Raw genomic sequence first — 14,385 nt, 5'->3', positions numbered from 1 at the left:
CATCAGGGCAATAGAATGGTGGAACCGCTGGTACGGCGCTCGGCCAGCGCCTGCTGAGCCTCACCCGCTTCTGCCAGCCGATAGCGATGACCGATATGGATTTCTACATCGCCGCGCTCGATGACATCAAACAGATCGCGGCACATCATCTCGAAACGCTCCCGGGTATCGGCATATCCGCCCAGGCTGGGACGTGTGACGAACAGTGACCCCTTCTTGTTGAGAATCGCCAGATTGACGCCTTCCACAGGACCTGAAGCATTACCGAAGCTGACCAGCGTTCCGCGTGGCGACAGACAATCCAGTGAGGTTTCCCATGTGTCGCGTCCGACCGAATCATATACCACAGGACACATGGCACCATCCGTCAGTTCGCGGACCCGCTCGACAACATTCTCCTTTGTGTAATCGATCACTGCCCATGCGCCATTATGGCTGGCAATTTCGGCCTTTTCCGAGGAGGAAACAGTACCGATCAGGCGTACTCCCAGAGCTCTGGCCCATTGACAGGCAATGGAGCCCACGCCCCCTGCTGCTGCGTGAAACAGGATGGTTTCGCCGCCCTGCAAGGGATAGGTCTGGCGCAACAGATATTGCACGGTCAGCCCCTTGAGCATCCCGGCAGCGGCCTGTTCCATGCCTATCGTATCGGGGAGCTGGATGACCTTCTCGGCAGGCAGCACATGATACTCGCTGTAAGCCCCCAGCGGCCCCTGCGCATAGGCAACTCGATCACCAGGTTCGAAATCGCTTACGCCCTGACCCACGGCATCCACAACACCTGCCGCTTCGGTACCCAACCCCGAGGGTAACTCGGTCGGATACAGACCAGTACGAAAATAGATATCAATGAAGTTAAGCCCGATCGCTTTATTGGCAACCCTGACTTCACCCGGTGCCGGGTCACGAGGTTCACCATCAACCAGTTCGAGTACTTCAGGTCCACCGGTACGGGCAAACTGAATCCGTTTTACCATTTATTGAGCTCCTGGCGACCATGCTGAATCAAGAATGACCATGCCTAATCCAAGCCTCCAGCACCCTAAAGGTCAAGCTGCCATCAAACGATATCGGCCTCCCCTTTTTTTCACCTTCTTTGAATATGACGCTGTACCCTACAATGGTCGAAGAGAGTGGTATCAGGAAGTTAGCCAAGGCAGGCGCCTTATCACATTCAAACAGTTAACGAGGATCTCATGCTGGCTGGTTTTTCATGGCTGATGCTGTTTCTGGTCATCGGCAATCTGATTCAGAGTGCTACAGGGGTACCAGTGGCTGGCAGTGTGCTGGGCATGCTGATACTGCTCATTACATTGCTGATCAGTGGGCGCGTGTCCACCACACTGATCGACGCCTCACGTTCGCTGATTCATTACTTTTCACTGCTTATTCTGCCCAGCTCGACGGGCATTTTCTTTCTGGGAGCCGCCATTGGCTCGATCTGGTGGAAACTGGCACTGGCCGTACTGACAGGCACTATTGTCAGTGTCTGTGCCTCACTTCTGGTCATGCGCGCCATGGTCAATTGGCAGGAGCGACGTACACAGCGTAGCGAAGACATCTCATGAATATCACCTCTCATGTCATGCATCAGTTGATGAACACACCGGCCCTGGCCATTGTCCTGACTCTGACAGCGTACCTGATCGCTCTGCGTATCTTTCGCTGGGTGCGTGAACCCAGCTGGGCGCCGCCTCTATTGACCGGTAGCTGTATGCTGGCCCTGTTTATTGCCATACTGCCGATGGATTATCAGCAATATTCACAGCAGGCGCTCTGGCTGACTCTGCTACTGGGACCAGCGACAGTGGGGCTCGCGGTACCCCTGTTCGAACAATTTCAACACATTCGCCAGTTACTCGTTCCCGTGCTGGCAAGCCTGGTTGTCGGCGGGCTGGTCGCCTCCGCGACTACGGTTGGCGTTGCCTGGGCATTGGGTCTGTCACCGGAAATACTGAAATCCCTGGCGGCCAAATCGGTAACAACGCCAATTGCTGTGGTGATCACCTCCGGGCTTGGCGGCATGGCCAGTCTGACCGCCGGTATCGTAACGGTCACCGGTATCCTGGCCGCAGCCATTACGCCGCCCCTGGCACGCATGCTGCACTGTGACGATCCACGTGTCATGGGGTTTGCCATGGGCATCAACGGTCATGGGATTGCCACCGCTCGCGCCTTTACCATCTCTGCGCGCACGGGTGCCTTTTCGAGTCTGGCGATGGGGTTGAATGGTGCTTTCAGCGCCGTTGCGCTCCCCCTGGTGGCACACTGGCTGAGTTGATCGTTATGCTTCAACTGATCCGCCACAACAGCGACATTAGAAAGCATGATGTAGCTGCGCCAAAAAGTATTAAATATTATCATTGATCATTCTGACCGAAGCACACTTAACGATTAGGCCGATATGCTGAGCGCCTGTTCAACGAGAGAGTGGATGATGAATGAGCTAGGTGCCCGCATACGCAGCTTCCGGGAGCAGGCGGGGCTCAGCAAGGCTGCGTTGGCTCGGCGAGTTGGCGTCTCGGACGTCACCATTTCCTACTGGGAAAACGGCATCATACGGCGTATTGGTCACTCGCGGCTGCAACCGCTGGCCCGGGCGCTGGGGTGCAATATTACCCAACTGCTGGGGCAGCAGGAGTATCGTGTCGAAGACACTCGCATGGGCACGGACTATCAGTCCCTGCCCATGTTCGTATTTGATCATTCGCCTGATTCACTGCGGGCTGACAAGCCTCCAATCAGCCAACTGGCGCGCAGTTTTCTACCCGAAGCGCTGCGCAAGCTTGGCGATCACCTGTTGATTCCGGATCCTGACAGCCATTTTCCCTTTTGCGGTCCAGGTAATTTCATGCTGGCCGAAAGTTGTACAGGGTTTCAGGACGAAGGGCTTTATCTGCTCGAGCAGCGTCGGCTTTTGACCATCCGTCATGTAGAGAGTCCCGACCCTCATGAAATGATTCTGCAGGACGAACAACGGCAGAAACTGACACAATCCGCTGCAGAAATTCGCTTTTATGCTCGTCTCAGAGCGATCTGGCATTTCGAATCTCTGCCTGCCTAGCGGATTTCCCGATAATCAATGCACAGAGACATCATCACAACCGTCTACACTGAACGTGATCTTTCCACTTCCCCGGTGTAGTTGCTACAACCTTGGTTGATATTGTCGATCCCGTTACCCGTTCCCGCATGATGGCTGGCATCAAGGGCCGTGATACCCAGCCGGAGTTGATGGTCAGACGCTATCTGCACGCCTGCGGCTATCGCTTTCGACTTCATCGTCGCGATCTGCCGGGGCGGCCCGATCTGGTCCTGCCGCGCTATCGCTGTGCCCTGTTCGTACATGGGTGTTTCTGGCATCGTCATGACGGCTGTTTCTATGCCACCTCACCCGCTACCCGCAAACAGTTCTGGCAGGACAAGCTGGAAGGCAATGTGCAACGCGATCGCCGTCAGCAGCAAAGGTTGCTGGAACTCGGCTGGCGAGTGGTCGTGATCTGGGAGTGTGGCTTGCGCCACGGCACCGAGTATCTATACGAGATACTGCCGCTGATTGAAGCGGGGGCGGAGATCGAAGAATGGCCGACTGAACCACCCCGCCAGCGCAAACGCTGACGGGGTGCGAACAGCAGGTCGAATGCTGGTCGCTACCTGACCCTGATAATCAGAAGGTGGCCAATACCGAGGCACCTGCTACCCAGGCATTATCCGTATCGGAGTTACCTCCGGGATGGACGACGTATTGCAGATTCGGACGCAGCTTGAACCAGTTGGCAAGATGAATCGAATAGTAGAGTTCGGTGTCGTATTCTTCACCCTGTGAAGGCAGGGGCGTATTACCGGCTCTGGCGACAGCACGCTGATAGTCATTGTAATCATCATTGACCTTGGCATAAGCCAGCCCCCAGCCGATTTCATCCTGCGGCCGAGCATCGAAGGGCCCCTTGTAGGTCAGGCCACCGGAGATATAACGCTGGATATAGGAAGAATCATCGTCATTCCAGCCACCCAGACTGAACACGCTGAGACCGCGATTGATATTGCCGTCTCGCGCTGTCACCTGCTGATCGATCACGTAGTAGAGACCATAACGTTCATCATTGGTCGACTCGTCGGCAGGATCAGCACTGTAATCAGTCGCATCAGCGGTACTGTAATAGCCGCCAAGACGATAGGCTCCGGGTAAACCTTCACTACCCAGTTTGGGCGTCCAGCCTATTTCGGCCGGGATCAGCGTGCCGGTCGTACCATCGTCGTGATAGATGTCGAGGTGACGATCAGGATCGGTATTCTGCGGATTGAGATTGAACACGCCGAGCTGGGCATAGTACTGATCGGTCGGGTTCCAGCGACCCACCGCTGCCCACTGTGAAACAGGCCAGTTATACCAGATCCCCCCATTCTGATTGCCAGGCTCACCACTGCCGAGATAGAGATTCTGAAACTCGCTGTTGTATACGGCGAAATCGTCGCCCACCGGAATACGTCCCAGCTTGTAGCTGAACCGACCATCGTCCAGTTTCTGCTTGAACCAGAATTGGGTCAGTCGAACAACATTGCCGCGACCGTAGACTTCCTGAACCGAGGAAATGGCCCCATCGTTCGGATTGACCAGACGATCATTGGTCAGATTATCGCCGTTGCGATCCGTCAACGTGATCTGAAACTGGGCATCCGGAATTCCGGCCAGCTTGTCGAGATCGAAGTTGACCCCTGCCGTCCATTGGTCGGCATACCTGGCAGTATGGTCATGCCGGTAGCCGCCATCGAGATTGTAAGCCGACTCGGAAATGTATTTCAGATTGAAGGTCACGCCCTGATCAGCCAGATTCGACCGAGCGCCCCCCCAGTCACCGAACATGTAATCACCGTTGGGGTCAAAGGCTGACGCCGCGTGTGCCTGTGTCCCGGCAGCCAGCATGCCGATTGCCAGTACACCGCAGCACCCCTTGCTGTAGGTTTTCATGTCTACCCCTTGAACGTGTGTTTTACCCCGCCAGCAATTCAGACAGGATTCAGAAACACCATTTTCTTTCGATCTTTGGCCTAAAACAATCGCCATTAGACGATAGGATAAGAAAACCGTAATGAAGCTTCGAGCCATCATCGAGCGGCTCTCAGCCTCCATGAGCGGGATTGCGCGTCTCAGGAGGGGCATGCCGGGATGTAGATATATGCACATCCCGGCACAGTGTCATGCCCGATATGGGCACGACATACGGACATCAAACAGCGTCAGATCGCCAGCCAGGCCACCAGAGCCAGCAACACCATCAACCCGAGATAGAGCCCTATCCGAGCCATGGGCCTGAATTCCAGAGCCGGGATATCAAGTAGCGATGCTCGACTGTATTTCAGCAATGCCTGAATGGCCCCCAGCACCGCCAGAATGGCAATGAACCATGGCAGTCCAATGCCGATGAACAGTGCCTGCCATTGCGGTACTGTCGACTGCTCGGCAGGAGTACCCCATAGCAGGAACAGGGTCCCCCCCAGGGCAAACAGGCCGATATCAAACGTCGTGCCCAGCAGCCGGACACCGATCACACGAGAGAGGCGCGCCACCGGATTCTCCCGGAGCAGATCACGCATGAGAAATGCCAGCACGCTGAAAAACAGGGCGACAACCACCAGCGCATTCCAGTAGGTCGTCAATCCGCTTTTGCTATCATCACCGGAACCAATATCACCTGCCGCGGCCTGCCCCATGGCGTTCTGCAACCCCGAAGCTTCCTGCCCCGAGACCTGATATCCCTGCATCAGCCACTGCACCAGTGCACCAATGACAAGCCAGAGCGCGATTGTCCAGAAGAAATCGCCGATACTGCGTTTTTGCATGCTGTCCAGTCCCTTTGGCTGCTGCGAAGATTCAAACGAGAGCGATCATGCCAGAGCACCGAGCTGTCGTCAGTGCTGTAAAACTCATTGCCTGTTGTTCGACTGCCAGGAAGGCCGAAACGCCCCCACACCCATGGCCAGTGTCTCGTCTTGCTCATTGCGAAGTTCGACCCGAACCGGATGGATACCGCGGCCCCGGCTTCATCGCCCACTACCTACTTCAAAATCAATGTACTGACTCGAGTGTAGCCAGGTCTTCAGGCTATCAGCATGGCATAGCCGCATTCCGTCATGTCCTCGTGACTGAGCTTCATGCAGGCTTAATAATCCTATCGGTCGTTACCCTTTCCGGCGGCGCTCGACCAGACTGAGTTCAAAATCTGAAACAGGAGTCAGTGATGCAGGTTTCATCATGGTATCGGGCAGTGCTGGTCTGCATGCTCTGCCTACCTCTGCAGACCCTGGCCGCTGATGGCGATTCAGCAGCCAGCGATGCCGAGCCGGTCTATGGGCCTCGTCTGGAGGGCTTTTCCTATCCTCACAATGTGCAGTTCTACCGCTTCAAAAGCCAGCGCCAGCAGCTGGAAATGGCCTATATGGATGTGGCACCGCAGGGCGAAGCCAACGGACGCACCGCCGTACTACTGCATGGCAAGAACTTCTGCGGCGCCACCTGGGAAGGCACTATCGAGGCGCTGACCCAGCGTGGTTATCGTGTCATCGCCCCGGATCAGATCGGTTTTTGCAAATCCAGCAAGCCAGAACACTATCAGTACAGCCTGCATCAATTGGCCCGTAATACGCATGCATTGCTGAACCAGCTGGATATCGAACGTGCCACCATCATGGGGCATTCGATGGGCGGTATGCTGGCTACCCGATATGCTCTGATGTACCCCGACACCACCGAGCAACTGGTGCTGGTCGATCCCATCGGGCTGGAGGACTGGAAGGCCAAGGGAGTGCCCTATCACACCGTGGATCAGTGGTTCGAAAGCACTCGCAGGACCAGCGCCAAAGGTATCCGCAATTACCAGAAAAGTACCTATTATGCCGACGAGTGGCAGCCACGCTACGACAAGTGGGTACAGATGCAGGCCGGCATGTATCGGGGAGAAGGCAAATTCATCAACGCCTGGAGTCAGGCAAAGACCTACGAAATGATTTATACCCAGCCGATCGTCCACGAGTTTAACCAGCTGCAGGTGCCTACCCTGCTGATGATCGGTGATCAGGACAACACCGCCATTGGCAAGGCTTTCTCACCCCCTGAGGTACAACAGCAACTGGGGCACTATGACCAGCTGGGGCCGGAAATAGCCAGCCGCATTCCTCACGCTTTGCTGATCCAGTTTCCGGAGCTCGGCCACTCCCCCCAGATTCAGGCGCCGGAAGAGTTTCATCAGGCCCTTTTCCGTGGTCTGGAAGAGCTTCAGGAAATCGACGGACAGTGATGCGGCTCGACGGGCAGCGGCGCCTGGACGCTGCCCGCTCACCGCTTCTGTCAGGATCAGACCGTTATGCTCTGACGGTCGGTTGGCGTATACGTCATCCGTATATCAGCTGTCGTTACGCAGGGCCCGGGTACGTCGGGAAGCCAGTCGGTCGGCCTGCCGGGTCGGCTCGGGCAGTTTGTAGCGAGTCAGACAGCACATGACCCATTCAACCGCATTATCCAATCCGATCCGATGTCCGGTTGAAATATAGAGAGGTTTCACCCGCTCCCGGGTACGCAGCACCATCCCAATGGTTTCACTACGATCGACCAGCGGCGTACGCGCGCCCTTCTCCTCGGCCACCGGTTCGTGGCGTCCACATAATCGACTCTTGCCAACACCGATGGTCGGCAGCTCCAGCCATAAACCGAGATGGGCGGCGATTCCCAGCCGGCGCGGATGTGCGATGCCCATGCCGTCCACCATCACCAGTTGAGGCGTACCTTCCAGGCGCTTGAAGGCACCGATTGCCGCCGGCAGTTCACGGAATGACAAAAGCCCCGGCACATAAGGCATGCGGGTCGCTTCGCGATGAATGACCTGCTCGACGATCTCCAGCGAAGGCCAGTGCATCAGCACGATCACGGCGCGAGTGGTCGCACCCTCGTCTTCGAAGCCAATATCCACGCCAGCAATATGTTCAACGTGTTCGGGCTCACCTTCCCGAATGATGTTTGGTGCCAGTTGATGCTGCAGGCCAATGGCCGTCTCGGGATCAACGGTCCAGTCGTGCAGCTCTCGGAAATTGATACTCATGATGCCTCGCGTCACCGTTTGCTCCCGCAGCGTAGTCGAATGAGAGCGATTTTATTCGCTGCAAATGCCGGAGCCCGACAGTGAAATTGGCTGATCAGCATACCGGGCCGCTGCCACCTTGGTCGTAATGACGTTATCCGCTCCGACTGACGAGACTGGAAACATTCACCAGCCAATGGATCCAGGCACATGAAATATCCGGATATCTTTACCATCGAGGATGAACGCTTTACCCGACTGATTCTGCCCAATACTCAGCTCGAGCATCTCTGGAGTGGGGGGCGCTGGTGTGAAGGGCCGGTGTATATCCCGGCCGGACGCTATCTGTTGTTTTCCGACATCCCCAATGATCGCATGCTGCGCTTTGACGAGACCGATCAGCGGGTCAGTGTCTTCCGTCAGCCTGCACGCTTCAGCAATGGCAATACGCTGGATCGCGAAGGTCGCCTGATCAGTTGCGAACACCATAGTCGCAGTGTGACTCGTACCGAGCACGATGGCAGTCTCACCGTGCTCGCCGATCGTTTCGAAGGCAAACGCTTCAATTCACCCAATGATGTCGTGGTGAAATCCGATGGCTCGATCTGGTTTACCGATCCCAGTTATGGCATCGATAGCGACTATGAAGGCGGACTGCGTGATGCCGAAATGGATTGTCACGTCTACCGACTTGGCGTAGATGGCACTCTGACCCGCGTAGCCGATGACTTCGACAAACCCAACGGGCTGGCTTTTTCACCGGACGAACAGTGGCTCTACATTGCCGATACCGGCGCCACTCACCATGTTGATGGGCCACATCATATTCGTCGTTTCCGGGTTCAGGACGATCACACCCTGAAGGATGGGGAAATCTTCGCCGAGTGTGACTACGGCCTGTTCGATGGTTTTCGTATCGATACCCACGGCAATCTCTGGTCGAGCAGTGGCGGCGGGGTTCATTGTTATGCGCCTGATGCCACTCTGCTGGGGCGTATCCATGTGCCTGAAGCCATTGCCAATGTCACCTTTGGCGGACAGCAGCGTAATCGTCTCTTCATCTGTGCTACTACGTCACTCTATGCCATTTATCTCAATGTCCGAGGCTGTAGTGTATTGACCAGAAACAATCCGTAGGCATCAGATGAAGATAACGGTATAAAATCAGACCTGATCCTTGACTCGCAGCCATGCATTGGCCAGATGCCGTCCCAGTGCATCGATCAGTGCATGGCAGTCTCTGGCTTCCAGGGCATCGATCATTTCCTGGTGCTCGGCGACAGCAGCCGCCCATTTTTCCGGCCCGGAGTGACCGATAAAGCGAATTCGCTTGAGTCTCGAGTGCAATCCGGCATGCGCCTGAATCAGCGACTCGTTGTGCGATAGCCGCACCAGGGTGATATGAATGAGCTGATTGGTCTTGTAGTACTCCAGTCGATTACCGGCACGATAATGTTCCAGCATGGTGTCATGCAGTATCCGGAGTTCGGCAATCTCTTCATCGCTGGCCTGTTCACAGACCAGCCGGCCGGCCAGTTCCTCCATCGCCCGAATGACCACCAGCATGTCTTCGACATCGCGCGCGCTGAAACGGCGTACCGAGGCGCCACGATTGGGCGTCAGCTCTACCAGCCCTTCACTGGCCAGAAAACGCAACGCCTCGCGCAGTGGAGTACGTGATACGCCCAGCTTCTCGCACAGCGGTCCCTCATAGATGCGCTCGCCGGGCGTCAGTTCACCTTCGATGATCATGTCACGCAACCTGCCGACGATGGCATCGTGCAGCGAGTAACGTGCAATGGTACCGGTACCGCCGGCCGGGTCTGATCCGTTCTGTTTCATGCGCTCATCCAGGTCATGTCATTCACGCTACTGCTCTGAAGGGGTCGCCTCTGCAAACCCCATGGTCGAACAGAATAATGGTCGGTGGAAATAAACTTTCTACTCCTGAAACAGAAGCGGTTATCACGAACCACGGCGCCACTATGCCGAAGTACTCACCAGGGCTGGCAGAGGCCATCTCCATACCTTTGTATAATGTATACATTATTCGGACAGGTGCAATCTCTTCTCATGACAGCGGCTCCCCCGAGGCGCTCAATGAGGATTGAACATGGCCTATCAGATGCAGACACAGCACGCCAAAAGATGCCCGATCATTGCACTGGCCATGGGAGATCCGGCGGGCATCAGTCCGGAACTGACCGCAAGACTGGCAAAAGACTCCATCGTGCTCGAGGCCGCTCGCCTGGTCATCATCGGCGATCGCCGTATCCTCGAGAAAGGTGCCAGCGTTGCAGGGGTGACGCTCGATATTCCACCTCTTGAAGAACAACTCCCGGCGCACGGTGCCGTGATGCTCGATCTGGCACATCTGGCGCCCGAAGATGTCAAGCAGGGCCATGCCACACCGGCTGGAGGCGCATTCGCTACCCAGAACTTCCGGCGTGCTCTGGAGATGGCTCGTGACGGTCACGCTGACGCAGTCTGTTTTACGCCCTTCAACAAACAGGCCATGCGCTACGCATGGCCCGATTACGACGATGAAATTCGCTTCGTCGCCGATGTCCTCGGTTTTACCGGCAAGGCCCGCGAATTCAATGTGCTCGAAAACATCTGGAATGCCCGGGTGACATCGCATGTACCTCTGGCACAGGTAGCATCACTGCTCAGCGAGGAACGCATCGTCGATGAGCTGGCGCTGACCCGTACCTGTCTCGAGCAATCCGGCATCGGTGAACCGCGCATCGCCGTGGCCGGACTCAACCCGCACGCTGGCGATGGGGGCAGCTTCGGTCGCGAGGAGATCGACATTATCGCGCCAGCCGTGGAGCGCGCCCGGGCCAGGGGTTGGCAAGTGGAGGGCCCCTTCCCTGCCGATACCGTGTTCCTGAGAGCCATAAGGGAGGGATTCCACGCCGTACTGACCATGTACCACGACCAGGGTCAGATCGCCATGAAGATGATGGGCTTCGACAGTGGCGTCACCATGCTCGGTGGCCTGCCCTTTCCAATCTGTACGCCCGCTCATGGTACCGCCTATGACATCGCCGGACAGGGCCGCGCCGATATCGGAGCTTCCCGTCAGGCGCTGTTGCTGGCCGCCCGTATGGCGGAGCAAAGCAAACAGACCCGGACCCAGGCAACGCACTGAACAGTCGCCATCCGTCGTCTGCCATGAAAAAGGCAATCATTCAGAGGACACGCTCATGATTCGTCAACTCACCCTGCTCGGCGCGGCCATGACCGTCTCGGCTGCCGCCATGGCCTGGCAGCCCTCGCGGCCGGTGGAATTTGTGGTTACGTCGGGCCCCGGAGGCGGTACTGATACCTTCGCGCGTACCGTGCAGTCGATCATCGCCAAACATGATCTGATGGATGCCTCCATCATCGTCACCAACAAGGGTGGTGGCAGCGGCGCCGAAGGGTTTGTCTACTCCGCTGCATCGAAGAACGATCCCTACAAGCTCACTTTCGGCACCAACAACGAATACCTGCTGCCCGAAGTCGGCAAGATGCCCTACAAGGCCAGCGATCTGCAGCCCGTGGCCGCCATGGCGCTCGATGAGTTCCTGATCTGGGTCAACGGCAAGGCCCCTTACCAGAGTGCCAGCGACTTCATTGCTGCAGCAAAACAGCAACCCGGCAAGCTGCAGTTTGCCGGCAGTCAGTCAAAGGATACCGATCAGACACTGGTTAGCATGATTGCCGAAGAAACCGGGGCCGAATTTCGCTATGTCCCTTTCAATGGTGGCAGTCAGGCACTGGTACAGCTCGCCGGCGGGCATGTCGATGCCAACGTCAACAATCCCAACGAAAACCTCGGCCAATGGCAGGCCGGCATGGTGAAACCGCTATGCGTATTCAGCCCCGAGCCGCTGCCCAGGGGTGAACCGGTACATGATGACAAGGGCTGGGGTGATATCCCCACCTGCCAGTCACAAGGCATCCCCATCAGTGAATACCGTATGCCGCGCACCGTCTGGCTGCCGGCAGGCGCCCCTGAAGAGGCGGTTACTTTCTATCGGGAGCTGTTGCAAAAGGTCAGCCAGACTCCCGAATGGCAGGCTTATACCGAGAAGACCGTACAAACCAGCGATTTCATGTCGGGCAAGCAACTCCAACAGTACATCGCCGATAACACCGCCAAAGTGACAAAAGTCTTCAAACAGGAAGGCTGGAGCGTCAACTGACCCACTTGCGGGTGCCTGCGGGCACCCGCCTGTCACTCCGGGAGGCTGACATGGAAAAGGGCTCGCTTTCTCGCTACAGCATGGAAATCATGACCGCTGTGCTGACCGGCGTTATCGGGGTCATGGTATGCGCAGGGGCCTGGCAGGTCGGTATCGGCTGGGAGAACAACGCACCGGCCTCGGGCTACTTCCCCTTCTACATCGGTCTGCTGATCGTGGCCGGTAGCGTCATCAATCTGCTGCGCACCCTGATTCAACAGCGCCATCGCGACGATGTCTTTCTGGATCGCGCCAGGACGCGTTCACTGAGTCGATTCGCACTGCCGGTCATTGGTTTCGCCGTGGTTTCGGTGCTGCTGGGTCTTTATGTCGGCACCACGCTTTACGTGCTGTTCGCGATGCGACTGCAGGGTCGCTACGCATGGTGGATCGCGGCGCTTACCGGCATCGCCGTCAGCGTCAGTTTCTATCTGATCTTCGAACTGGCTTTCCAGGTGCCGCTGCTCAAGGGCCCGCTCGAAGGCTGGCTTGGCATCTACTGAGCATCACTGACGACGCTCGGTGCCGAAGGAGGAAGTCGCGTGGACAATCTGGCCTATCTGATGGACGGCTTTGCCACTGTATTGAGCGGTTATCACATCGCGATCATGGTGGTAGGCGTACTGCTCGGCGTGCTGGTCGGGGTCCTGCCTGGCCTGGGTGCGCCCAATGGCGTCTCCCTGCTGCTACCGCTGACCTTCACCATGGATCCGGTGTCAGCCATCATTCTGCTCAGTTGCATGTACTGGGGCGCGCTGTTCGGCGGGTCGACCACTCGATCCTGTTCAATATCCCCGGTGAGCCCTCTTCAGTCGCTACCACCTTCGATGGCTACCCCATGGCCCGCAATGGCCAGGCCACCCGAGCACTGACACTGGCCTTTACTGCCGCTGCGCTGGGCGCCCTCTCCGGGGTGGTGATGATCACCCTGCTCTCCGGCTGGGTGGCACAGTTCGGGCTCCAGTTCTCCTCGCCGGAGTATTTCGCCGTTTATTTCCTCGCCTTCGCCAGCTTCATCGGCATGAGCTCCAGCGCTCCCTCCAAAACCCTGGTGTCCATGATGCTGGGACTGGCCTTCGCCACCGTTGGCATGGACACCATGTCGGGCGGGCTGCGACTGACCTTTGGTATTCCGGACCTGGTCAAGGGCATCAGCTTTCTGGTCGCAGTGATGGGTCTGTTCGGCATCGCCGAGCTGATGGTCACCACCGAGGAAGGGCTGAACTTCAAGGGAATCAAGACCCGTATTCGTGTCAGCGATGTACTGCGTACCATTGCCGAAATGCCGCGCTACTGGCTGTCGCTGATCCGTAGCATCGTGATCGGCATCTGGATGGGTATTACCCCCGCTGGCCCCACGGCAGCCTCGTTCATGAGCCATGGCATCGCCAAACGCTTCTCGAAACATCCCGAACGCTTCGGCAAGGGCGAGCCGCAGGGCATCGTTTCACCTGAAGCAGCCGATCACTCTGCGGGCACTTCTGCACTGCTGCCGATGCTGGCACTGGGCGTGCCCGGCTCGGCCACCGCAGCGGTGATGATGGGCGGCCTGATGATCTGGGGCCTGACACCGGGACCGATGCTGTTCATCACCCGCCCGGACTTCGTCTGGGGGCTGATCGCCAGCATGTACCTGGGCAATGTGGTAGCGGTCATCCTGGTACTCGCTACGGTCCCGCTCTACGCCTCGATCCTGCGGGTGCCCTTCGCCATTATCGGCCCGATCATAATCGCGGTGATCTTCACCGGCGTTTACCAGGTCGCCAACTCGACCTTCGACATGTGGCTGGTACTCGGCTTCGCCCTGCTCGGCTACCTGTTCAAGAAACTCGATTACCCGGTCGCGCCGCTGGTGCTGGCGATGGTACTGGGAAACCGGGCAGAAGAGGCGTTCCGCCAGTCAATGATGATGTCGCAGGGCGCGCTGAGCGTATTCTGGTCCAATCCCCTGGTCAGCACCATCATGGGACTGGGTGTTTTCATGCTGATCTGGCCGCTGATCTCTCGCTGGATCGGTCTACGTGGTTTCCGGCGACGCAGCAGCCTCCCACCAGGCGTCACTCACAAGTAATCGATCCTGT

General features: G+C 57.2%; 14 protein-coding genes and 1 pseudogene. 10 read left to right on the top strand and 5 right to left on the bottom strand.

Features of this window, described 5'->3' with window-relative positions; genetic code table 11:
• Positions 1 to 2: 2 nt before the first annotated feature.
• Positions 3 to 977: a quinone oxidoreductase family protein gene (locus FY550_RS05895; protein WP_149054415.1), complete on the bottom strand. Its 975-nt coding sequence runs from the start codon at positions 975 to 977 to the stop codon at positions 3 to 5.
• A 219-nt stretch (positions 978 to 1,196) separates the two neighbouring features.
• Between FY550_RS05895 and FY550_RS05890 the strand changes: the two genes are divergently transcribed.
• From FY550_RS05890 to FY550_RS05875, 4 genes are all read left to right on the top strand, one after another.
• Positions 1,197 to 1,568 carry a CidA/LrgA family protein gene (locus FY550_RS05890; RefSeq protein WP_070976597.1) on the top strand — a complete coding sequence of 124 codons (372 nt, stop codon included), beginning with the start codon at positions 1,197 to 1,199 and terminating at the stop codon, positions 1,566 to 1,568.
• Positions 1,565 to 2,281 carry an LrgB family protein gene (locus FY550_RS05885; RefSeq protein WP_149054414.1) on the top strand — a complete coding sequence of 239 codons (717 nt, stop codon included), beginning with the start codon at positions 1,565 to 1,567 and terminating at the stop codon, positions 2,279 to 2,281. The genes FY550_RS05890 and FY550_RS05885 overlap by 4 nt, the downstream gene beginning before the upstream one ends.
• Positions 2,282 to 2,434: 153 nt before the next feature.
• Positions 2,435 to 3,064, top strand: coding sequence for a helix-turn-helix domain-containing protein (locus tag FY550_RS05880; protein ID WP_325062977.1), 630 nt, complete (start codon positions 2,435 to 2,437; stop codon positions 3,062 to 3,064).
• A 92-nt stretch (positions 3,065 to 3,156) separates the two neighbouring features.
• Complete coding sequence (locus FY550_RS05875; protein WP_084387945.1) at positions 3,157 to 3,618, top strand: very short patch repair endonuclease; 462 nt, start codon at positions 3,157 to 3,159, stop codon at positions 3,616 to 3,618.
• Between the two features lie 49 nt (positions 3,619 to 3,667).
• Here the strand turns inward: FY550_RS05875 and FY550_RS05870 are convergent, their stop codons facing one another.
• Together FY550_RS05870 and FY550_RS05865 are read right to left on the bottom strand one after the other, a co-directional pair.
• Positions 3,668 to 4,969, bottom strand: coding sequence for a carbohydrate porin (locus FY550_RS05870; RefSeq protein WP_168201479.1), 1,302 nt, complete (start codon positions 4,967 to 4,969; stop codon positions 3,668 to 3,670).
• Positions 4,970 to 5,238: 269 nt separating this feature from the next.
• The gene (locus FY550_RS05865) at positions 5,239 to 5,841 is read right to left on the bottom strand and encodes a hypothetical protein (protein ID WP_070976588.1); all 603 of its coding nucleotides are present in this window, start codon (positions 5,839 to 5,841) and stop codon (positions 5,239 to 5,241) included.
• 398 nt (positions 5,842 to 6,239) lie between these two features.
• Between FY550_RS05865 and FY550_RS05860 the strand changes: the two genes are divergently transcribed.
• A complete protein-coding gene (locus FY550_RS05860) occupies positions 6,240 to 7,295 on the top strand; it encodes an alpha/beta fold hydrolase (RefSeq protein WP_084387942.1) in 1,056 nt (351 codons plus the stop codon).
• A 105-nt stretch (positions 7,296 to 7,400) separates the two neighbouring features.
• On the opposite strand, the gene nfi is transcribed toward FY550_RS05860, so the two are convergent.
• Positions 7,401 to 8,093, bottom strand: a complete 693-nt coding sequence (gene nfi, locus FY550_RS05855; protein ID WP_070977309.1) for a deoxyribonuclease V — start codon at positions 8,091 to 8,093, stop codon at positions 7,401 to 7,403.
• Positions 8,094 to 8,282: 189 nt separating this feature from the next.
• Here nfi and FY550_RS05850 point away from each other — a divergent pair, with 189 nt between their 5' ends.
• Positions 8,283 to 9,209: an SMP-30/gluconolactonase/LRE family protein gene (locus FY550_RS05850; RefSeq protein ID WP_070976586.1), complete on the top strand. Its 927-nt coding sequence runs from the start codon at positions 8,283 to 8,285 to the stop codon at positions 9,207 to 9,209.
• Positions 9,210 to 9,236: 27 nt separating this feature from the next.
• Here the strand turns inward: FY550_RS05850 and FY550_RS05845 are convergent, their stop codons facing one another.
• Entirely contained in the window at positions 9,237 to 9,914 is a 678-nt protein-coding gene (locus FY550_RS05845; RefSeq protein ID WP_070976584.1) for a GntR family transcriptional regulator, read from the bottom strand.
• A 271-nt stretch (positions 9,915 to 10,185) separates the two neighbouring features.
• On the opposite strand from FY550_RS05845, the gene FY550_RS05840 reads away from it, so the two are divergent.
• The 4 genes and pseudogenes from FY550_RS05840 to FY550_RS05825 all read left to right on the top strand — a co-directional run bounded on the left by FY550_RS05840 (position 10,186) and on the right by FY550_RS05825 (position 14,375).
• Positions 10,186 to 11,226 carry a 4-hydroxythreonine-4-phosphate dehydrogenase PdxA gene (locus tag FY550_RS05840; protein WP_149054412.1) on the top strand — a complete coding sequence of 347 codons (1,041 nt, stop codon included), beginning with the start codon at positions 10,186 to 10,188 and terminating at the stop codon, positions 11,224 to 11,226.
• Between the two features lie 55 nt (positions 11,227 to 11,281).
• On the top strand, positions 11,282 to 12,265 hold the full coding sequence (locus FY550_RS05835) for a Bug family tripartite tricarboxylate transporter substrate binding protein (RefSeq protein WP_070976573.1): 984 nt from the start codon (positions 11,282 to 11,284) through the stop codon (positions 12,263 to 12,265).
• 50 nt (positions 12,266 to 12,315) lie between these two features.
• Positions 12,316 to 12,807, top strand: a complete 492-nt coding sequence (locus FY550_RS05830) for a tripartite tricarboxylate transporter TctB family protein (protein WP_070976570.1) — start codon at positions 12,316 to 12,318, stop codon at positions 12,805 to 12,807.
• A 60-nt stretch (positions 12,808 to 12,867) separates the two neighbouring features.
• Positions 12,868 to 14,375: pseudogene (locus FY550_RS05825) on the top strand (tripartite tricarboxylate transporter permease).
• Positions 14,376 to 14,385 lie beyond the last annotated feature (10 nt).

Origin of the sequence: Kushneria phosphatilytica (genome assembly GCF_008247605.1) — a bacterium.
In the GTDB taxonomy this organism is placed as follows: Bacteria; Pseudomonadota; Gammaproteobacteria; order Pseudomonadales; family Halomonadaceae; genus Kushneria; species Kushneria phosphatilytica.
This window is presented reverse-complemented; position numbering and strand designations above follow the sequence as displayed.

Bases quoted from the DNA above. Each gene is read 5' to 3' on its own strand.
- FY550_RS05895 (WP_149054415.1), bottom strand. From the start codon at position 977: ATGGTAAAACGGATTCAGTTTGCCCGTACCGGTGGACCTGAAGTACTC.
- FY550_RS05890 (WP_070976597.1), top strand. From the start codon at position 1,197: ATGCTGGCTGGTTTTTCATGGCTGATGCTGTTTCTGGTCATCGGCAAT.
- FY550_RS05885 (WP_149054414.1), top strand. From the start codon at position 1,565: ATGAATATCACCTCTCATGTCATGCATCAGTTGATGAACACACCGGCC.
- FY550_RS05880 (WP_325062977.1), top strand. From the start codon at position 2,435: ATGATGAATGAGCTAGGTGCCCGCATACGCAGCTTCCGGGAGCAGGCG.
- FY550_RS05870 (WP_168201479.1), bottom strand. From the start codon at position 4,969: ATGAAAACCTACAGCAAGGGGTGCTGCGGTGTACTGGCAATCGGCATG.
- FY550_RS05865 (WP_070976588.1), bottom strand. From the start codon at position 5,841: ATGCAAAAACGCAGTATCGGCGATTTCTTCTGGACAATCGCGCTCTGG.
- FY550_RS05860 (WP_084387942.1), top strand. From the start codon at position 6,240: ATGCAGGTTTCATCATGGTATCGGGCAGTGCTGGTCTGCATGCTCTGC.
- nfi (WP_070977309.1), bottom strand. From the start codon at position 8,093: ATGAGTATCAATTTCCGAGAGCTGCACGACTGGACCGTTGATCCCGAG.
- FY550_RS05850 (WP_070976586.1), top strand. From the start codon at position 8,283: ATGAAATATCCGGATATCTTTACCATCGAGGATGAACGCTTTACCCGA.
- FY550_RS05845 (WP_070976584.1), bottom strand. From the start codon at position 9,914: ATGAAACAGAACGGATCAGACCCGGCCGGCGGTACCGGTACCATTGCA.
- FY550_RS05840 (WP_149054412.1), top strand. From the start codon at position 10,186: ATGGCCTATCAGATGCAGACACAGCACGCCAAAAGATGCCCGATCATT.
- FY550_RS05835 (WP_070976573.1), top strand. From the start codon at position 11,282: ATGATTCGTCAACTCACCCTGCTCGGCGCGGCCATGACCGTCTCGGCT.
- FY550_RS05830 (WP_070976570.1), top strand. From the start codon at position 12,316: ATGGAAAAGGGCTCGCTTTCTCGCTACAGCATGGAAATCATGACCGCT.